General features: G+C 66.2%; 19 protein-coding genes. 7 read left to right on the top strand and 12 right to left on the bottom strand.

The window, feature by feature from the left end; translation table 11 throughout:
• Positions 1-3: 3 nt before the first annotated feature.
• Positions 4-630: a TRAP transporter small permease subunit gene (locus AC6LJY_RS13665; protein ID WP_498136171.1), complete on the top strand. Its 627-nt coding sequence runs from the start codon at positions 4-6 to the stop codon at positions 628-630.
• 53 nt (positions 631-683) lie between these two features.
• The gene (locus tag AC6LJY_RS13670) at positions 684-2,576 is read left to right on the top strand and encodes a TRAP transporter large permease (RefSeq protein WP_498136197.1); all 1,893 of its coding nucleotides are present in this window, start codon (positions 684-686) and stop codon (positions 2,574-2,576) included.
• Positions 2,577-2,716: 140 nt separating this feature from the next.
• On the opposite strand, the gene AC6LJY_RS13675 is transcribed toward AC6LJY_RS13670, so the two are convergent.
• Both AC6LJY_RS13675 and AC6LJY_RS13680 read right to left on the bottom strand, forming a co-directional pair.
• A complete protein-coding gene (locus tag AC6LJY_RS13675; protein ID WP_498136172.1) occupies positions 2,717-4,072 on the bottom strand; it encodes a hypothetical protein in 1,356 nt (451 codons plus the stop codon).
• A gap of 224 nt (positions 4,073-4,296) precedes the next feature.
• Entirely contained in the window at positions 4,297-5,046 is a 750-nt protein-coding gene (locus AC6LJY_RS13680) for an SDR family oxidoreductase (RefSeq protein WP_104143799.1), read from the bottom strand.
• 103 nt (positions 5,047-5,149) lie between these two features.
• On the opposite strand from AC6LJY_RS13680, the gene AC6LJY_RS13685 reads away from it, so the two are divergent.
• Positions 5,150-6,067: a LysR family transcriptional regulator gene (locus AC6LJY_RS13685; protein ID WP_498136173.1), complete on the top strand. Its 918-nt coding sequence runs from the start codon at positions 5,150-5,152 to the stop codon at positions 6,065-6,067.
• A 126-nt stretch (positions 6,068-6,193) separates the two neighbouring features.
• Here the strand turns inward: AC6LJY_RS13685 and gstA are convergent, their stop codons facing one another.
• Positions 6,194-6,808, bottom strand: a complete 615-nt coding sequence (gene gstA / locus AC6LJY_RS13690; RefSeq protein ID WP_498136198.1) for a glutathione transferase GstA — start codon at positions 6,806-6,808, stop codon at positions 6,194-6,196.
• Between the two features lie 100 nt (positions 6,809-6,908).
• Here gstA and AC6LJY_RS13695 point away from each other — a divergent pair, with 100 nt between their 5' ends.
• Both AC6LJY_RS13695 and AC6LJY_RS13700 read left to right on the top strand, forming a co-directional pair.
• The gene (locus AC6LJY_RS13695) at positions 6,909-7,844 is read left to right on the top strand and encodes a LysR family transcriptional regulator (protein ID WP_498136174.1); all 936 of its coding nucleotides are present in this window, start codon (positions 6,909-6,911) and stop codon (positions 7,842-7,844) included.
• Between the two features lie 176 nt (positions 7,845-8,020).
• Complete coding sequence (locus AC6LJY_RS13700) at positions 8,021-8,821, top strand: DUF169 domain-containing protein (protein ID WP_498136175.1); 801 nt, start codon at positions 8,021-8,023, stop codon at positions 8,819-8,821.
• Here the strand turns inward: AC6LJY_RS13700 and AC6LJY_RS13705 are convergent.
• Positions 8,818-9,843, bottom strand: coding sequence for a LysR family transcriptional regulator (locus AC6LJY_RS13705; protein ID WP_498136176.1), 1,026 nt, complete (start codon positions 9,841-9,843; stop codon positions 8,818-8,820). The two genes, AC6LJY_RS13700 and AC6LJY_RS13705, sit on opposite strands and share 4 nt — an antisense overlap.
• A gap of 167 nt (positions 9,844-10,010) precedes the next feature.
• On the opposite strand from AC6LJY_RS13705, the gene AC6LJY_RS13710 reads away from it, so the two are divergent.
• Positions 10,011-11,195 (top strand): MFS transporter, encoded by a 1,185-nt coding sequence (locus tag AC6LJY_RS13710; RefSeq protein ID WP_498136177.1) that lies wholly within the window; start codon positions 10,011-10,013, stop codon positions 11,193-11,195.
• A gap of 77 nt (positions 11,196-11,272) precedes the next feature.
• On the opposite strand, the gene AC6LJY_RS13715 is transcribed toward AC6LJY_RS13710, so the two are convergent.
• The 5 genes from AC6LJY_RS13715 to AC6LJY_RS13735 all read right to left on the bottom strand — a co-directional run bounded on the left by AC6LJY_RS13715 (position 11,273) and on the right by AC6LJY_RS13735 (position 15,757).
• Positions 11,273-12,232 (bottom strand): DMT family transporter, encoded by a 960-nt coding sequence (locus AC6LJY_RS13715; RefSeq protein WP_498136178.1) that lies wholly within the window; start codon positions 12,230-12,232, stop codon positions 11,273-11,275.
• Positions 12,233-12,394: 162 nt separating this feature from the next.
• The gene (locus AC6LJY_RS13720) at positions 12,395-13,273 is read right to left on the bottom strand and encodes an AraC family ligand binding domain-containing protein (RefSeq protein ID WP_498136179.1); all 879 of its coding nucleotides are present in this window, start codon (positions 13,271-13,273) and stop codon (positions 12,395-12,397) included.
• Between the two features lie 300 nt (positions 13,274-13,573).
• Positions 13,574-14,848: an RNA polymerase sigma factor gene (locus tag AC6LJY_RS13725; protein ID WP_498136180.1), complete on the bottom strand. Its 1,275-nt coding sequence runs from the start codon at positions 14,846-14,848 to the stop codon at positions 13,574-13,576.
• The gene (locus tag AC6LJY_RS13730; protein WP_498136181.1) at positions 14,845-15,306 is read right to left on the bottom strand and encodes a VOC family protein; all 462 of its coding nucleotides are present in this window, start codon (positions 15,304-15,306) and stop codon (positions 14,845-14,847) included. The genes AC6LJY_RS13725 and AC6LJY_RS13730 overlap by 4 nt, the downstream gene beginning before the upstream one ends.
• A gap of 40 nt (positions 15,307-15,346) precedes the next feature.
• Positions 15,347-15,757 carry a YciI family protein gene (locus AC6LJY_RS13735; protein WP_314365582.1) on the bottom strand — a complete coding sequence of 137 codons (411 nt, stop codon included), beginning with the start codon at positions 15,755-15,757 and terminating at the stop codon, positions 15,347-15,349.
• 189 nt (positions 15,758-15,946) lie between these two features.
• On the opposite strand from AC6LJY_RS13735, the gene AC6LJY_RS13740 reads away from it, so the two are divergent.
• Positions 15,947-16,099 (top strand): hypothetical protein, encoded by a 153-nt coding sequence (locus tag AC6LJY_RS13740; protein ID WP_498136182.1) that lies wholly within the window; start codon positions 15,947-15,949, stop codon positions 16,097-16,099.
• A gap of 4 nt (positions 16,100-16,103) precedes the next feature.
• Here the strand turns inward: AC6LJY_RS13740 and AC6LJY_RS13745 are convergent, their stop codons facing one another.
• The 3 genes from AC6LJY_RS13745 to AC6LJY_RS13755 form a co-directional block, all read right to left on the bottom strand.
• The gene (locus AC6LJY_RS13745; RefSeq protein WP_498136183.1) at positions 16,104-16,523 is read right to left on the bottom strand and encodes a type II toxin-antitoxin system VapC family toxin; all 420 of its coding nucleotides are present in this window, start codon (positions 16,521-16,523) and stop codon (positions 16,104-16,106) included.
• The gene (locus AC6LJY_RS13750; protein ID WP_046807503.1) at positions 16,520-16,771 is read right to left on the bottom strand and encodes a FitA-like ribbon-helix-helix domain-containing protein; all 252 of its coding nucleotides are present in this window, start codon (positions 16,769-16,771) and stop codon (positions 16,520-16,522) included. Before AC6LJY_RS13750 ends, AC6LJY_RS13745 begins: the two co-directional genes overlap by 4 nt.
• A 96-nt stretch (positions 16,772-16,867) precedes the next feature.
• Entirely contained in the window at positions 16,868-17,221 is a 354-nt protein-coding gene (locus tag AC6LJY_RS13755; protein ID WP_046807504.1) for a YciI family protein, read from the bottom strand.
• Positions 17,222-17,223 lie beyond the last annotated feature (2 nt).

A 17,223-nucleotide genomic window follows, 5' to 3' on the forward strand; every position in this document is an offset into this window, starting at 1 on the left:
TCGATGCTTCGTCTTATCCACCTGATCGACCGCGTCTCCACCTTCGTCGGCAAGACCTTTGCCTGGCTGATCGTTGTGCTGACCCTGCACGTGTGCTGGGAGGTGGCGGCGCGGTATCTGCTGAACCAACCCAGCGCGTGGGCGTTCGACATGCAGATGATGTATTACGGCGTGCTCTTCATGATGGCCGGCGCCTACACGCTGGCCAAGAACGGGCACGTGCGCGGCGACATCCTCTACGGCTTTCTGCCGCCGCGCGTGCAGGCGGGGTTGGACGTGCTGCTGTACCTGGTGTTCTTCTTTCCCGGCGCCATTGCGCTGGTCTGGGCGGGCTGGTATTACGCCGGCTACTCCATCGCCATCGGCGAGCATTCCTCGCTGATGGCCAACGGGCCGCCCATCTATCCGTTCAAGGCGTTCATCCCCGTGGCGGGCGCGGTGTTGCTGCTGCAAGGCGTGGCCGAAGTGCTGCGTTGCGTGCTGTGCCTGCAACGCGGGGCGTGGCCATCGCGCGAGGAAGATGTCGAGGAAGTGGACGTGGACAAGCTCAAGAAAATGGTGCACGTCAAAGACGAAGACATCGTCCAGCTTGACCGCTACGTGACCCCGCCCGGGGAGCCGCGCCGATGAAAATCCACAAGGCCTTGTGGTTCGGCTTGTCGTGCATCGGAATCGTGCTGCTGATGATCGCGTTCCTGACGCCGTGGGGCGAACTGACCACGGGGCACATCGGGCTGTTGATGCTGGCGTTGATCGTGGTGGCGATCATGCTGGGCTTTCCCACGGCGTTCACGCTGATGGGCATGGGCGTGCTGTTCACGTTCCTGGCGTACTACATGCAAAGCGCCGACGCGGGTCGGTCGGTGGGGCAGACGCTGGACCTGATGGTGCAGCGCACGTACGCCACGATGACCAACGATTCGCTGATTTCGATTCCGCTGTTCGTGTTCATGGGGTACCTGGTCGAACGCGCCAACCTGATCGAAAAGTTGTTCCGGTCCATGCATCTGGCGCTGGCGCGCTTGCCGGGCGCGCTGGCGGTTGCCACGCTGGCCACGTGCGCGATCTTCGCCACGGCTACCGGCATCGTCGGCGCGGTGGTGACACTGATGGGGCTGCTGGCCATGCCCGCCATGTTGAAGGCAGGCTACAGCGTGCGCCTGACGGCGGGGTCGATCACGGCGGGCGGCTGCCTGGGCATCTTGCTGCCGCCGTCGGTGATGCTGATCGTCTACGGCGCGACCACCGGCGTGTCGGTGGTGCAGCTGTACGCGGGCGCGCTGTTTCCCGGCATCATGCTGGCCGGCCTGTACATGCTGTATGTGATCCTGGTGGCCAAGCTGCGCCCCGACATGGCGCCGCCGCTGCCCGTCAGCGAACGCGGCGTGCCGCTGTCGCCCGAAGCCAAGACGGTGGCCGCCGCCGGCTACACGCGCGCGTTGTCGGGCATGGTGGCGGCGCTGTTCAAGGGCCGGCGCAATCACGGGGTGCCGTTCGGCTTCATGCTGCGCAACCTGGTCACGGTGCTGGCGCCGCTGGCGCTGACGGTACTGCTGGTGGCCGTGGTGCATCACGGCGTGACGCGTCCGATCGTGGAATACGACATTCCGGCGGAATTGCAGTTGGGGTCGGGCGGGTTTGATTCCGGCCTGAGCGAGCCCGGGGCGGACGGCTTGGCAGAGCCGCCGGGCGGGGGATTGGCGGAGCCTCCCATCGGGGGACTGGCGGAGCCACCCGTCGGCGGGTCGGCGGAGCCTTCCGCTGGTCAATTGGCGGAACCGCCATCGCCCGGCGCTGCGGACTCGTCCGCCTCTGCGTCCCGCCCCGCACCCACCGGGTTCTGGATATTCGTCGCCGTCTGCGCGGTGGTGCTGGCCGTGTTCTATGCCGCCCTGACGTGGGCGCGGCTGGAAATCTTCAAGATGCTGATGGGCTCGTTCTTTCCTTTGGCGGTGATGATTGCCGCCGTGCTGGGCTCGATCGCGTTCGGCCTTGCCACCCCCAGCGAAGCGGCCGCCATGGGGGCCATGGGCGGGGCCTTGCTCGCCTTGGCCTACCGCCGGCTGAACCTGCCCGTGCTGCGCGAATCCGTATTCCTCACCGCCAAGACCACCGCGATGGTGTGCTGGCTGTTCGTGGGCTCGTCGATCTTTTCCGCCGCGTTCGCGCTGCTGGGCGGCCAGCGCATCATCGAAGAATGGGTGCTGTCGCTGGGCTTGACGCCGATTCAGTTCCTGTTGCTGGCGCAGGTCATCATCTTTCTGCTAGGCTGGCCGCTGGAGTGGACCGAGATCATCGTGATCTTCATGCCCATCTTCGTGCCTCTGTTGAATGCCTTTGGTATCGACCCGCTGTTCTTCGGCCTGCTGGTGGCGCTGAACCTGCAAACCGCCTTTCTGTCGCCGCCCGTGGCCATGTCGGCCTTCTATCTAAAGGGCGTCTCGCCGCCGCACGTGACGTTGAACCAGATCTTCCTGGGCATGATGCCGTTCATGGGGATCCAGGTAGTGGCGATTTTCCTGTTGTACGTATTCCCGGGCATCGGCATGTGGCTGCCCACGGTGCTGTATCGCTAAGCGGGACGATCCGTGCGGTGGCGGAATGTGCCGGCGCTGTGTCGGCGCTGTCTCGGCGCTGTGTCGGCGCATTGCCGGCGCTATGCCGGCGCTTTGCCGTGCTTTGCCATGCCCATGCCTTGCCGACCCTTTGCCCGCGATTACTCGCGCACCAGATACGCCTGGCCGCCCGGCGCCAGATACGGCGTCAGGTCCTTGAACGGCACCATGGCGTGCGTGCCCAGGCATACGCCCATCGCGTGGCCCACGCCGGATACCGACAAGGTCAGCACGCCCGGCGCCTCGGTTCCCAAGGCCAGATAGCTGGGCCAGAGGTCCGAGCATTCCTTCAGCGAATCATCGTCACCGCCCTCGATCTTCATGTCGGCTTGCGGCGCGCGGGCCTTGTCGATCAACGCAAGCAGCGCGGGGCTGGCTTCGCGCCATCCGTTTTCGCCCGGCACGTACGCATCCAGCACGCGGTTCCAATCCAGGTGTTTGCCTTGAAGCAGGTCGAAGGTGTAGGGCTCGAAATGGTTGTTGGGGTGCGCGCCGCCGCAGTACAGGCTGCCGGATTCGGTCACGGTCATCAGCGCGGTGGATAGCCATTGCACGGTGATGGCTTCCTCGTCATAGCTGCCCAGCGTGCCGGCGGCCGGATTGTCGTTGGTGTAGGCAGACGCCTTGCAAGCCAGCGCCGCCAGGCTCATCTGCCAGTGGCGCTGTTCAAGCAGCGCGTTGACGCGGGCCATCACCTGAGGATCGGGGTGGCGGCTCAGGCGCGGGTAGCTGAACTGTGTGCGGGGGTCGCGCCACATGCGGTAGGCGACGGCGCCCGTGCCGCTGTCAGCGCCGACCGGCACGGCGTGGCCGGCCAGCTTCAAGGTTTCGTAGGGGGCGTTGTTGGCGTTGATGCTTACGCCGTGATCGATGCCGCTGCCCATACCGCCGCTGATCGCATCGGTAACGGCCTGCCCGCTGCCCGGCGCCAGCGCGCGAGGATCGTACTGCGCCACGCGGCGCAGCGCGAAGGCGCGTTGTTTGCCCGTGCGGGTATCGACCCAGTGGCCGCGATACCCGTCGGCGTCGCGGTGCCCTTGCCAGGTGGCGGCTGCGGCGGCCTTGGCGTCCGGGGCGATGCCCGCTTCCTGTAGTTCATAAAACAGCCGGGGTTCTGCCAGGGCTTCGGGCGTGCCTTGCAAGGGGATGTCGACGCCGTGCTTCGGATAGAAATACCGGCCCGTCACGGGGCTGCCGTCCGACCCCTGACCGTCCAATTCCATCACCACCTCGCCCGCGCCTTCAAGCGTGCCGACGTAGACGGTGCGTAAGCGGGTTTCGGCGGGTGCAGCCGCCGCGGCATTGGCCGCCACGGCATTGGCCGCCACGGCACGGGCCGCCACGGCACTGGCCGCCACGGCACCGGCCGCCGCGGCACCGGCCGCCTCAACATAGGGGGGCGATGCGATCAGCGCCAGTGCGGCAAGCATCAGACGGACAAGCGGGATAGGGGACATGGCGCAGTGTGGAAGACGGATGACAACGGGATGATAGCGGCCCCGTTCAGTCCGGATCACCGGCAGTGTCAATATCGTCACTTGCCAATCGGTGTGACGCCAGCAAAAACCGGCCCGCCTGGGTGCGCGAGGTATGCGCACGGCGGCTGGCGGGCACGCCGACCGCCGCGGCCGAACGCCTGTGCAAGCGCGCACTGCGGTCGGTCGGGCCATAGCGGCTGCGTTCAAAGCTGGCTCATGCCGCCATCCACGATGATTTCGGTGCCCACGATAAACGCGGATTCCGGCGCCGCCAGATGCAATACGGTCGAAGCCAGTTCCTGCGGTGTGCCAAAGCGGCCCAGCGGGATTTGCGCCTGGATGCCGGCGGCCGTCTTTTCCAGGGTGGCTGCGTCCAGGCCCAGCTTGCCGTAGATCGGGGTCGCGATCGGGCCGGGGCTAACCACGTTCACGCGGATGCCTCGGGGCAGCAGCTCGGCCGACAGCGTCTTGGCCAGCGAGATCAGCGCGGCCTTGCTGGCGGCGTAGATACTGGAGGCCGGCATGCCGATGTGGGCGTTGATCGAGCCGTTCAGCACGATGGACGCGCCCGGGTTCAACAGCGGGTCCAAGGCCTGTAGCTGAAAGAACACGCCCTTGATGTTGGTGTTGAAAGTTTGGTCCCACAGGTCTTCGGTGGCCTCGGCCAAGGTCGCAAACTTGGCGATGCCCGCGTTGACGAAAACGGCGTCCAGCCGCACGTCCGCGTCTTTCAGTGCCTGGGCCAGCGCAGCCGAGGCGCCCGGCGCGCCGGCCACATTGCGGATGGCCAGCGTGTTGCCGCCCAGCGTGGCCCGCGCGGTTTGCAGCGCGGCTTCGTCGCGACCCGTGACGATGACGCGGGCGCCTTCGGCCGCAAACGCTTGCGCTGCCGCCAGGCCGATGCCGCTGGTGCCGCCGGTGACCAATACGGTCTTGTGTTCAAAACGGTTCATGGTGATCTCCTTGGGAGTCGTTCGATAAGGTGTAGCCATGTTGCGCCTGGGGCGGCGCTTTGTCGTACCATCTTTCGAACGAACACGTTCGAAGGAATTGCACATGTTGACGGCTCACGAACTGGCGCTGCTGGAAGCCATCCGGGACAGCGGCAGCCTGTCTCGCGCGGCGGTAAAGCTTGGCCGAGCGCCATCGTCCGTGTCGCACGCGGCCCGCCAGCTGGAAGAACGCTTTGACGCGCTGCTGTTCGACCGCCGCCGCTACCGGCTGCAACTGACGCCCGCCGGGCAGCTGCTGGCGGACGAAGCCGCGCGGCTGATGCTGGACGTGTCCCGGCTGACGCAACGCGTCAAGCAGGTAGCCAGCGGTTGGGAAGACCGGCTGCATATCGTCAGTGACGAGATCCTGGAATTTGAATTGATGCCGCCGTTGATACATGCGTTTGATCGCCTGGATTCCGGGGTGAGCCTGCGCTTGACGCATGAGGTGCTGGGCGGCACATGGGAGGCGCTGCGCGAGGGCCGGGCCGACCTGATCGTGGGAGCGACGAACGAGCCCCAAGCTATGCCGAATCTTCAGTGGGCGCAATTGGGGGCAATGGAATGGTTGTTCGCGGTGGCGCCGCGCCATCCCCTGGCCAAGCTGAAAACGCCCTTGCGGCAGGACCAGATTCAGCAGTACCGCGCGGTGGTGGTGGCGGACACGTCGCGCGGGGCGGCGGCGCGCGGCTATGGCCGGGTCAGCGGCCAGCCGGTGCTGGCCGTGCCCAGCATGCGCGCAAAAATCCTGGCGCAGCGCGACGGCCTGGGCATAGGCTGGGTGCCGCGCCACCGTGTGGCGTCGTTGCTGGCGCGCGGGGAATTATTGGAAATGGCCACTGAGACACCGCGTGAACCCAACATGCTGTACCTGGCATGGCGCGGCGGTCACGAGGGCCGCGCGTTGAAGTGGTGGCTGGAGCAGTTGCGCCAGCCCACCATGGCGGCGGCGCTGATGCGGGGCGTGGATGCGTTTCGCTGATGTGCGAGTCCCGGCCCGTTAATCCGGCACATCACAGGGCACATCACAGGGCACATCACAAGGCACATCACAAGGCACATCACAAGGCACATCGCGCTGGCATGACACGGCGCGTCACATCGTCCGTCAAACTGCGCGGGCGATGCCTTCGGCCGCCAGCGCCGCCTGCACGCTCGGCCGCATTTCAATGCGCGCCATATAGTCAGCCAGCGCGGGTCGGCCCGCCAGATCGATGTCAAAAAACCGGGCCCATCGCAGCACCGCATACAGGTAAGCGTCGGCCACGCCAAAGCGGTCGGCAAGCAGGAAGGGCACAGATTGCAAAACGCCCGTCAGATAATCCAGCCGCTTTTCCATCCGGCCCTGCCACCACTGGCGCGCCTCGGCGGGCAGGGCCCGGTTGAACAGCGGGCCAAAGCCGCCATGGATTTCGGTGCTGATGAAGTTAAGCCATTCCTGCAAGCGGCTGCGGTCCCAGGTGCCGTTGGGCGGCGCCAGCCCGGCTTGCGGGTTCAGGTCGGCCAGATATTGCACGATGGCCGGTCCTTCGGTCAGCACCTGCCCGTCGTCCCGTTGCAGCGCGGCAACGTAGCCCTTCGGGTTGATCGCCAGGAAGTCGCCGCCGTCCTCGGTGCGCTTGGTTTGGTTGTTCACCCGCACCAGGGTAAAGGGCAGATCCAGCTCGCGCAGCACGATGTGCGGCGACAGCGAGCAGGTGTCGGGGGCGTAGTACAGCTTCATCGGTCGGTCCTTCGGTTCAGCAAGAACGGCAAGCATGAGGCCGCGCCAGGCATGCGTAAAATTACTTCTTCAAAAATGTGAAATAAGCAGAGCTGATGCCATGATGAACCTGATGCACTGGCGGCTGGTGTTGGCCGTGGTGGACGCCGGCAACATCACGCACGCGGCGGCCGACGTGGGCATGACCCAGTCCGGCGCCAGCCAGGCCGTCGCCAACTTGGAAGACATGCTGGGTGCGCCGCTGTTCACGCGGGACCGTCGGCAGACGCTGCCCACGGCATTGGGCCTGCGGGTGGCGGACGAGGCGCGGACCATGCTGGATGCGCTGGGGCGCATTCAAAATATGGCGCAAGACGCGCGGGGAACTGCGCGCGGTACCTTGCGCCTGGCCAGTTTTCCGATGGTGTTTTCCACCATCCTGCCGCCGGTGCTGCGGCGTTTTCGGCAGCAGCATCCGGGCATCGACGTGGTGTCGCTTGAAGCCTCGGATGACGAAGTCGAAGCCCTGCTGGCGGCGGGCACCGTGGATGCGGGCGTGGTGCTGAACGCCGCGCCCGGGCGGCACGTGTGTCCGCTTGGCCAAGACGAATGGATGGCCGTGCTGCCCGCCGCGCATCCGCTGGCCCGCGCGGGTAACGCCGTCGACCTGGCGGCGCTGGCGGCGCAGCCTTTCGTGTTGGCCACGGGTGGATGCAGCGTGCACGCGCAGAGCGTGGCGCAGGACGCCGGCCTTGCCATCGATGACGTGCGCGCCACGGTGCGCGACTGGAGCAGCGCCTTTGCGCTGGTGCGTGAAGGCGTGGGGGTGGCGCTGGTGCCCGCGCTGACCCTGCCTGAAAACCGTCGCGGCCTGCGCGTGCTGCGACTGGCGCAGCCCTTGTACCGGTCGTTCGGGCTGGCGGCATCGGCGCAAGCGGCCGACAGCGCGCCGGTTCAGGCCTTGTTTGCAATGTTGCGATCCCAACAGGAGGACCGGCGCGCGCCTGCGCCTTTGTCCGCGCCTTTACTCGGGCCTTTGCCCACGCCTGTGCCCTGAAGCCTTTTCCTGATGATCGTGGTCGTCATGCGTGCCGAATTTGCCACATGCTTGCGGCGCGGCGATGCGTGTTTGCCTTTAAGCTGCGACGGATAAGCGGATCGCCACCAACGTCGATGCGCCAAACCCAATGCACCAAACTTGATGCACCAAACACAACAGTCCCAAGGACGGATATGGAAGAGACAACAACAAACGCGGCCATGCACTGGCCGCAACTGGTGGACGACCTGAACAAGCTGCTGCGCTTGAAGACCACCGTCATCGGCATGAAGCTGTTCGAAGACGACGCCGACATGGCCGGCATCAAGGGATTGCGCCGGCCGCAAGCCACGCACACCACGGATCAAATCGTGGGCATGGCCGCGCGGCTGGGGTGGACGGTGGGCATCACCGGCAACGACTTGGTCGGTGCGCAGTGCCGCGCGGTGATCGGGCTGGGCCCGCAAGACGAAGACTGGAAAAGCGGCAAGGATTACGTGGGCGTGTGGCACGCCACCGAAGCCGATGCGCGGGCACGCCAGGAAGCCTTGTCCTGTGTGCCGGCGGGCAAGTATCGCGGGCTGGTGGTGTCGCCGCTGGCATCGGGCCGGCTCAACCCGCCCGACATCTGCCTGATCTACGCCACGCCCGGGCAGATGATCATTCTTATCAACGGCTTGCAGTGGAAGAACTACCGGCGCTTTGACTGGAGCGTGGTGGGCGAGACCGCCTGTGCCGACTCCTGGGGCCGGGCGCTGGCCACGGGTGAACCCAGCTTGTCCTTGCCCTGTTTTGCGGAACGCCGCTACGGGGGCGTGCCCGACGAAGAGATGCTGATGGCGCTGCCGCCGCGCTACCTGCCCATTGCCATCGAAGGCATGAAGGCACTGGCCGCCAACGGCTTGCGCTATCCGATTGCGCCGTATGGCATACAGAACGACGTGCGGGCCGGCATGGGCGTCAGCTACGCACAGCCGCCCGCGCGCGGCGCTTAGAGGGGGTGGTGCAGCGCATCGGCAAAGGCGCGGGCGGCGGGACCCAACGGCATGTCGATGCGGTGCGCCAGGTACGTCTCGGTCTCAACCTGGCTGCCGCGTCCCAGGCTGTGCGTGGGCAGGCGCACCAGCCGGCCTTCGGCCAGGTCGCGCTCTACCTGCCACAGCGGCAGACGGCCCCAGCCCAGGCCCGACAAGATCAGTGCGTGTTTGGTGTCCTGGCCGCTCACGCGGCAGGTCTGCGGCGACAACACGGCAAAGTCGCGCCCTTCACTTAAGCCGGACGGATCGGCTTGCACGATCTGCAAGTGGTCGGCCAATTCCGGGGCGCCCAGCATGGCGTTGCCCGCCGAGTTTCCAGCCGGCTTGCTAGCCAGGTTGCTAGCCAGGTTGCTAGCTAAGTCGCCGGCTGCGTCGCCCGCCGAGTCGCCTGCCGCGTTGCCCGCCGCGTTGCCCATCGGGTAGCCCACCACTTTGCGCGCCAAAGGATGGCCGGCGCCGACCACCGCCACCATCTGCACCGACGACAAGGCCTGCACGGCGATCCGTGGATGGCGGAAGTGCTCGCCCGCAACGATCCCAAGCGTATGGCTGCCCGACAGCAGCGCCTCGATGGGACCGCCCAGCGGCAAGACCGCCACGCGCGTGGCCACTGTGGGATAGGTGGCGTGCATGGCCTTCAGCGCCGCGCCCACGTCGGCAATGGGAAACAAGGTGTCCACGACCAGTGACAGTTCCAGTTCGACCCCCGTGCCCATACCCTGAGCACGAGCGCGCATGGCGTCCACCCGCAGCAGGATGTCGCGCGCGTTGGCAAGCAGCGCCTGGCCTTGGGGCGTCATCACGGGGCGATGGCCGGCGCGGTCGAACAACGTCACGCCCAATTGCTGTTCCATATTCGCAATGGCGTGGCTGACCGCCGACTGCACGCGGGACAGGCTGCGCGCGGCCGCGCGAAAGCTGCCGGCATCGGCCACGGCGACGAACACACGCAATTGGTCCAGGGTCAGGGCGTCTATCATCGGGCGGGCCGGTGGCCGGTTCGGTTCGGTTCGGTTTGCTTCGGTTCAGGCCGGTTAAATCGGGCGGGTTGATCTATTCCGTCGATCATTCTCATCGAAAAATAATCACTTCTCAAGATCGTGCGGGGCGGGCATGCTGGCGCCTTCGCATGGGTAATGAGGCAGGCATGAACCAGGTTGAAACCCGTTGGGCCGGCGTGGGGGCCATTGTGGGCGCGGGCGTGGTGGCGTCGCTACAGGTGGGCAAGGTCATCATTGCCGCGCCGCTGTTGCGCCAGGACATGGGCCTGGATCTGGCGTCAATCGGCACGCTGACCGCCGTGTTTTCCCTATTAGGCGTCGTGGGAGGCATCGCCGCCGGCGGCGTGATCGCGCGTTTCGGCGCCCGCCGCATGTTGTTGCTGGGCTTGTTGGCCACGGCGCTCGGCACGGCCATGGGCGCCATCGCGCCCAGCTACGCGCTATTGCTGGCGTCCCGCGTGGTCGAAGGCCTGGGTTTTCTGATGATTACCGTGGCCGGCCCGGCCGCCTTGCAGCGCCTGGTGTCCGCGTCCGGTCGGGATTTTGCCTTTGCTCTCTGGAGTTGCTACATGCCCACCGGCATGGCCATTGCCATGCTGGCCTCGCAGACGTTCGAGCACTGGCAGGCAGTTTGGTGGTGCGCGGGCGCGGCAGTGATCGTGTCGCTGGCCAGCGTGGCCGCGCTGCTGCCGGCTGGGCAAGCTGCTGCCCCCGCGCCCTTGTCCTGGCGCGGCATGCGGCAGGATACCGTTGATACGCTGAGCGCGGCCGGGCCGGTGCTGCTGGCCTTGTCGTTCACGCTCTACAGCCTGATGTTCTTCGCGCTGTTCACCTTCCTGCCGGTGCTGCTGATGGATCAGCTTGGCCTGACGCTGGCCCAGGCAGGCCTGTACAGCGCCATCGCCAGCGCCGCCAACATCGTCGGCAACCTGGGCGCGGGCGTGCTGCTGGCGCGCGGCTGGCGGCGATCCACCTTGATTGCCTGCGCCGGCGTGACGATGGGGGTGGTGGCGCTATTGATTTTCCGTTCCGTGCTGCCGGCCATGCCGACCTTCTTGCTGTGCGTGCTGTTCTCGGCAGTCGGTGGCCTGATCCCCGCCACCTTGCTGGGCACGGCGCCGCTGGTCGCGCCGCGTCCGGCGTTGACGGCGGCGTCGGTCGGGCTGGTGATGCAGGGAAGCAACCTGGGGCAGGTGATCGGGCCGGTCACCGTGGGCGGCGTGATCGACCGCTACGGATGGAGCGCGGCGTCGACCATCGTGCTGGCGGCGGGCCTGGGCGGCGTGTTGATCGCGGCCGCCTTGCGGCGCGTGCGTGCGGCACGCTTGTAGGGGCCTATCAAAGGCCGTCCTGTGCAGGCTACGTTTTGCATGCTGATGCTGAGCGACTTGTGCGCGTGCAGAACCCGCTATAGCGCCACGGGGACCGGCACCGGCTTGACGCGCACTGCGCGCAACACGCCCACGATCAGGCACGCAATGCCCACCATTGTCAGCGGCTGCGGCATGGTGCCGCGCAGGATGAAGGCGTACGCCAGCGCGGCCAGCGTTTCGAAGACGATGAGCTGGCCGGCCAGCGCGGTGGGCAAGCGCTGGCTGGCTTCGTTCCAGCACAGCGTGCCCAGCCAGGAGGCGAACAGCCCGATGGCAATCATCAAGCCCAGGAAGCGTTCCGGGTTGGGACCCAGCGGCATGTCAAAGCCACTATCGGCGGCGGCCATGCCGATCCACAGCAGCCCGTAGCCCGCCAGCGCCAGCGGCAACGTCGCCAGCCCTTGCGCGGTGGCCCAGGTGCTGGGGCTGCGGTCTGGGTGCGCCCGCAGCCAGTCGGCATTGCGCAGCGGATACCAGGTCCAGCAGGCGACGGCTACCAGCGCCAGCAGGGCACCTACTGCGTAGCGCGACAAGGCGGCATCCGCGTCCTGGCGCAACGCTTGCAGCTCTACCTGGTTGACGCAGCCGATGCCGAACGCGATCAAGGCCAGCGAGGGGGCCAGCCGCTTCCACGGCAACTTGCCGTCGCGGCGCGCGTTACGCAGGTTGGCGCACACGGCAATCACGACCGGCAGCGTGCCGATGATCATCGTGGGCACGGGGCCGCCCGCGCGTTGGATGGCGCTGGCCAGGCACAGGTAGTACAGCAGGTTGCCGATGGCGGCCAGTTTCAGCGCCTCGATCCAGTCGGCACGGCGCAGTTGCCGCAGCCGGTTGCGGTCCAGCCATGCCAGCGGCAGCGCAATCAGGCCAAAGGCCAGGTAGCGCGCCACCGATTGCAGCGCGGCCGGATATTCCGGCAGCAACAATGGCCCCACGAATACCAGCCCCCACATCAAGCCCGCGGCCAGCGCGTAAAGGGTTCCTGCCCACATGCCTAGCTCTCCTGCGTATCGATGGGGCAGTCTAGCCAGGGCGGGCCGGTAAATCTTGTACCAGATTGCGGTGCGGCCGGCGCGTGCGCGCAGCCGCTGGGCGCTTGGCGCTTGCGGTGGGTCCTTATCCTGTTCCGGATTCGAAGGTGGGCGCGCGCCTGCCTATCGGCGCACCTGCTTCTGATAGCGGGCGGGCGTCACGCCGTAGCGGCGTGAAAATGACCGCGTCAAATGCGCCTGGTCGGTCAGACCCGCTGCCAGCGCCACCTGCGCCGGCGCAATGCCATCGGCCAACAGGCGCTTGGCTTCGAACAGCCGCAGTGCCATCAGCATTTGCTGCGGCGTGGCGTGATAGTGCGACTGAAAGCGTCGCAGGAAATGAAAGGGGCTGAGTCCGGCCACCGCCGCCAGCTCGTCCAGCGTCAAGCGGCGCGACAGGTTTGCCCGCAGATAGTCGATGACAGGCGCAAAACGCGGCGCGCCCTCGGTCGGCGCGTTATTCGGCACCCGGGCGTGACGGCGGAATTCATAGACCAGCGTATACAGCGCGCTGTCGAAAGCCAGCGGTTCATGTGCCTGCCATAAACAGTCGAGCAGGGCGGTGACGCGCTGCGCGCTGGCCGCGTCATGGCCGACGGCCGCGTTGAACCACCAGCCGCTTTCGCCAGATACCCGCGCCACCACGTCGGAGTCGATGTACGCCATGCGATAGCGCCAGCCGCCCACCGTTTCGGCGCGGCCGGTGTGCAGTTCGTCGGGGTTCATCAGCACGACCGAGCCCGAAGGCGCCAGGTGGTCCGCACCGCGATACCGGAAGCGTTCGACGCCGGATTCGATGGCGCCCAGTCCATAGGCTTCGTGCGTGTGGGGTTCGAAGGCGTGGCGGATGATGTGCGCGCGGTACAGCTCCACGCCGGGCAGATGCGCGGCGCGGCGGAATTCGGCGCGGTCATTGGGATGATCGAACGCCGCCGGCACGCCCGTCAGGGCGGGAGCGTCGGGGGTGGCAGAGAACGGGGAGGCGGCGAGCGGGGAAGCCATGCTTCGGATTTAAGCACGGTGCGGAATCGGTGGATGCGTCGGCGTGTATGAAGCCAATGCAGGCCCCGGGCCAAGGGGAAGCCGAAGTCGGAGCCGGAGCCAGAGCCGTAGCCGAAGTCGAAGCTGTAGCCGAAGTCGAAGTCGAAGTCGAAGTCGAAGTCGAAGTCGAAGCCGAAGCCGAAGCCGAAGCCGAAGCCGAAGCCGAAGCCGAAGCCGAAGCCAAAGTCGAAGCCGGAGCCGGAGCCAAAGTCGAAGCCAAAGCCGAAGCCGAAGCCGGAGCCAAAGTCGAAGACAAAGCGGCTATTCCCGCATCGCTTTCGCTCGCCCCTGCAACAGTTCGCGTTCGCGAGCGTTGCGGGTCATGCCGGCCGCGCGCTCGAATTGTTCGTGCGCTTCGGCGATGCGGCCTAATTTGGCCAGCAGGTCGCCGCGCACGCTGGGCAGCCAGTGGTAGTTGGCCAGCGCGGGCTCGTCGGCCAGCGCGTCGACCAAATCCAGCGCCGCTTGTGGCCCGAACGCCATGCCCACGGCCACGGCGCGGTTCAGCGCGACCACGGGCGAGGGCACCAACTGCACCAGCGCGTCGTACAGCGCAACGATGCGCGGCCAGTCGGTGTCGCCGGGCGTTGCCGCGCGCGCGTGGCAGGCGGCAAGTTCGGCTTGCAGGACATAAGGGCCGGGCGGCCCGCCCAGCGCGGCGGCGCGGGCCAGGGCGGCCAGCCCGCGCCGGATCAGCAAGGGGTCCCAGCGGGCGCGGTCCTGGTCCATCAGCAGGACGGGCCGGCCCTGGGCGTCCGTGCGCGCATGCAGGCGCGAGGCTTGCAGTTCCATCAACGCCGCCAACCCGTGCACCTCGGCCTCGTCCGGGCTCAGTTCGGCCAGGATGCGCCCCAGGCGCAGCGCCTCGTCGCACAGCGCCGGGCGCGTCCAGTGGTCGCCGGACGTGGCCGAATAGCCTTCATTGAAGATCAGGTATATGACTTCCAGCACAGAGGCCAGCCGCGCCCCGCGGTCTTGCGCGGCGGGGACTTCAAACGGCACGTTGGCCGCCGTCAGGTTGCGCTTGGCGCGCACGATGCGCTGTGCAATGGTGGATTCCGACGCCAGGAACGCGCGGGCGATCTCGGCGGTGGACAGCCCGCCCAACAGCCGCAACGTCAATGCCACGCGCGCGTCGGTGGACAAGACCGGGTGGCAAGCGGTAAACAGCAGGCGCAGCAGGTCGTCGCCGATATCGTCCTGGCGCGCGGCGTCCAGCGCATCGACAAAGTCGGGCTCCACGTCCGCCTGCAAGGCTTCAAGTTCGTGGCCGATCTGCTCGTGCTTGCGGGTGTGCAGCGCGTCCAGCCGCAAGCGGTCGCGGGCGCGGTTTTTTGCGGTCGTCATCAGCCAGGCTCCCGGGTTGTCCGGCACGCCGGTGTCGGGCCAGCGTTCCAGGGCGGCCACCAGCGCATCCTGCGCCAGTTCTTCGGCCAGCCCGACGTCGCGCACCAGCCGCGCGACGCCGGCGATGACGCTGGCGGCCTCGATCCGCCAGACCGCCTCGATAGCGCGATGCGTGGCCGCTTGTGTCATGCCTGTCCGGTCTGATCGGTTTTGACGGTTTGGTCGGCTTTGTCGGTTTGGCCGGATTGTTCGACGTGGCCGGGCTCCATGTAGACCAGCTCCCAGATATGGCCGTCCGGGTCCTCGAAGCCGTGCCCGTACATGAAGCCGTGGTCCTGCGGTTCGCGCGGCGCGGTGCCACCAGCCGCCACGGCGCGGGCCACCAGGTCATCAACTTCGGCGCGGCTGTCGCAAGACAGGCAGAGCAGCACTTCCGTTGCCTTGGTGGCGTCAACCAGCGGCTTGCTGGTGAAGCCCTTGAAGAAATCGCGCGTCAGCAACATGGCGTAGATGTCGTCGCTGATGACCATGCAGGCGCCCTGGTCGTTGGTGAACTGCGGATTGAAGCTGAAGCCCAGTTGCTTGAAAAAGGCTTGCGATTTCTGCATGTCGCCGATGGCGAGGTTGACGAATATCTTCTTGGGCATGGGGGGTCTCCGGGAAGGGGCGGTGGGATCAAAGGCGGGGTCAGCGGGTGGGGCCGGTCAAGTCACGAAAGCGTTCCACTTCCTTGCTGGGTTCGAATTCGTCCAGCTCAAAAAGTTGGCGCACTTCAATCTCGCAGGGCTGGCCGGGAAAGGGCTGCGGAAAGCGCAGCGCCCATTGCATCGCTTCCTCGCGCGAGCGCACTTGAATCAGGGTGTAGCCGGCAATCAATTCCTTCGTTTCCGCAAACGGCCCGTCGATGACCTGGCGCTGGCCGTCCGAGTACTGTACGCGCCAACCTTTGGACGTGGGGTGCAGGCCGTTGGCATCGAGCAGCACGCCGGCCTTGGCCAAGGCTTCGTGGTACGCCAGCATCGAGGCCAGCAGGCTTTCGTCGGGCATCATGCCGGTTTCGCTGTCGGGCGTTGCCCGGACGAGGATCATGAAACGCATGGGTCTCTCCTTGATGGGGTGGGTATCAAGACGACGAACGGCGTTCCTTCAAATCGACATCAATCGACATCAATCCGCAAATATTCGGGTAACTACCAGGGTCAACAGCTTGTTACCAAGGTGCAGCCCTGGTTGCAGCCTGTCCCCATACACTGCCAGCGTTTCAAACCCCTTGCCCTGAATATCGACATGAGAATGCTCTGTAGTTTTGCCTTGCTGGTTTCGCTGCTGTCCGGCTGCGCCGTTTACACCCCCAGCGGGTCCGTGGTGGTTGATCCGCATGACGGTGGCGGCCGTGGCGGCTTCTGTCCGCCGGGGCAAGCCAAGAAAGGCAATTGCTGACGCGCTACGACTGCCAGGGATCGATCACTGAAACGCCCGCCGCCGTAAAAGGCGCCACGTCCCGCGTGGCGACGCTCATGCCGTGCGCAGCGGCGGTGGCGGCGATGTATCCATCCGCCGCGGCAATTGCCTGGCCCGAGGCCCGCGCACGCGCCATCAAAGCGGCGTACTGCTGGCTTGCGGCGGTGTCGAAAGGCAGCACGCGCCCGGCAAATAGCGCCAGCACTTGTTGTTCCAGACTGTCTTGCAAGACGTTGCGGCGCTTGCCGGCAGCCATGCAGGCCACGCTAAAACGCAATTCGGCAACCGTGACCGCCGATAGAAACAGGGTTTCCAGCGGCTGCCTGTCGATCCAGGCAATGACGGCATCGGATGGCGCCTGGCGCAGCGGCTCGGAGATGACGTTGGTATCCAGCAGAATCATTCGAACCTCGGCGGCGCGGCAGGCGTTTTGTCGCGTTGGTCGAACAGGGCGGCTTCCTGGTCGGTCAGTTTGGCTTGGTTGCCGATACGCGCAAGCAGCGAACCCAGCTTGACCCGACCTTCGGGCTTGACGGCATCTTCCAGAATGGCGCGCACCTCCGCTTCCGTGCTGCGGCCATGCTGGGCCGCCCGCACGCGCAGCGCGCGGTGCACTTCGTCGGAGATGTTCCGGACAGTCAACATAGGCATGATGCGTTGCCTCCATATGCATTCGATGCATGCAGTTTATGTAAGTGCAGTCATTCGTGCAAATGGTGGGGGTGTCGCAATGACGACACTGCGTGTTCACATGAAACACGGTCCAAGCTCCCGGACTTCTACCGTGGCCCATTCGGCCGCCGGGCACTCGGCCGCCACGGCCAGCGCTTCTTCGCGCGTGTCCACCGTCAGCAGGAAGAAGCCGCCGATCATTTCCTTGGCTTCGGCAAACGGGCCGTCCATCAAGGACCGCTCGCCGTTGCGGACCTGTAGCCGGACGCTTTCGGATTCCGACTTCAGCGATTCGGCGCTGACCAGCAGGCCCCGGCCTTTCAGGTCTTCGGCGTAGCGCACCATTTGCGCGTAGGCCTCGCGGCCTTCGTCGGGCGTGCGCTGGGCGCGTTGGCCTACGGGTTCTACGATCAGCAACATATAGGACATGG

This window comes from Achromobacter sp. RT286_PF (assembly GCF_059760425.1).

Bases quoted from the DNA above. Each gene is read 5' to 3' on its own strand.
- AC6LJY_RS13745 (WP_498136183.1), bottom strand. From the start codon at position 16,523: ATGATTCTGCTGGATACCAACGTCATCTCCGAGCCGCTGCGCCAGGCG.
- AC6LJY_RS13715 (WP_498136178.1), bottom strand. From the start codon at position 12,232: ATGTGGGCAGGAACCCTTTACGCGCTGGCCGCGGGCTTGATGTGGGGG.
- AC6LJY_RS13720 (WP_498136179.1), bottom strand. From the start codon at position 13,273: ATGGCTTCCCCGCTCGCCGCCTCCCCGTTCTCTGCCACCCCCGACGCT.
- AC6LJY_RS13670 (WP_498136197.1), top strand. From the start codon at position 684: ATGATCGCGTTCCTGACGCCGTGGGGCGAACTGACCACGGGGCACATC.
- AC6LJY_RS13750 (WP_046807503.1), bottom strand. From the start codon at position 16,771: ATGCCTATGTTGACTGTCCGGAACATCTCCGACGAAGTGCACCGCGCG.
- gstA (WP_498136198.1), bottom strand. From the start codon at position 6,808: ATGAAGCTGTACTACGCCCCCGACACCTGCTCGCTGTCGCCGCACATC.
- AC6LJY_RS13710 (WP_498136177.1), top strand. From the start codon at position 10,011: ATGAACCAGGTTGAAACCCGTTGGGCCGGCGTGGGGGCCATTGTGGGC.
- AC6LJY_RS13665 (WP_498136171.1), top strand. From the start codon at position 4: ATGCTTCGTCTTATCCACCTGATCGACCGCGTCTCCACCTTCGTCGGC.
- AC6LJY_RS13705 (WP_498136176.1), bottom strand. From the start codon at position 9,843: ATGATAGACGCCCTGACCCTGGACCAATTGCGTGTGTTCGTCGCCGTG.
- AC6LJY_RS13725 (WP_498136180.1), bottom strand. From the start codon at position 14,848: ATGACACAAGCGGCCACGCATCGCGCTATCGAGGCGGTCTGGCGGATC.
- AC6LJY_RS13695 (WP_498136174.1), top strand. From the start codon at position 6,909: ATGATGAACCTGATGCACTGGCGGCTGGTGTTGGCCGTGGTGGACGCC.
- AC6LJY_RS13700 (WP_498136175.1), top strand. From the start codon at position 8,021: ATGGAAGAGACAACAACAAACGCGGCCATGCACTGGCCGCAACTGGTG.
- AC6LJY_RS13735 (WP_314365582.1), bottom strand. From the start codon at position 15,757: ATGCGTTTCATGATCCTCGTCCGGGCAACGCCCGACAGCGAAACCGGC.
- AC6LJY_RS13680 (WP_104143799.1), bottom strand. From the start codon at position 5,046: ATGAACCGTTTTGAACACAAGACCGTATTGGTCACCGGCGGCACCAGC.
- AC6LJY_RS13675 (WP_498136172.1), bottom strand. From the start codon at position 4,072: ATGTCCCCTATCCCGCTTGTCCGTCTGATGCTTGCCGCACTGGCGCTG.
- AC6LJY_RS13730 (WP_498136181.1), bottom strand. From the start codon at position 15,306: ATGCCCAAGAAGATATTCGTCAACCTCGCCATCGGCGACATGCAGAAA.
- AC6LJY_RS13685 (WP_498136173.1), top strand. From the start codon at position 5,150: ATGTTGACGGCTCACGAACTGGCGCTGCTGGAAGCCATCCGGGACAGC.
- AC6LJY_RS13740 (WP_498136182.1), top strand. From the start codon at position 15,947: ATGAGAATGCTCTGTAGTTTTGCCTTGCTGGTTTCGCTGCTGTCCGGC.
- AC6LJY_RS13755 (WP_046807504.1), bottom strand. From the start codon at position 17,221: ATGTCCTATATGTTGCTGATCGTAGAACCCGTAGGCCAACGCGCCCAG.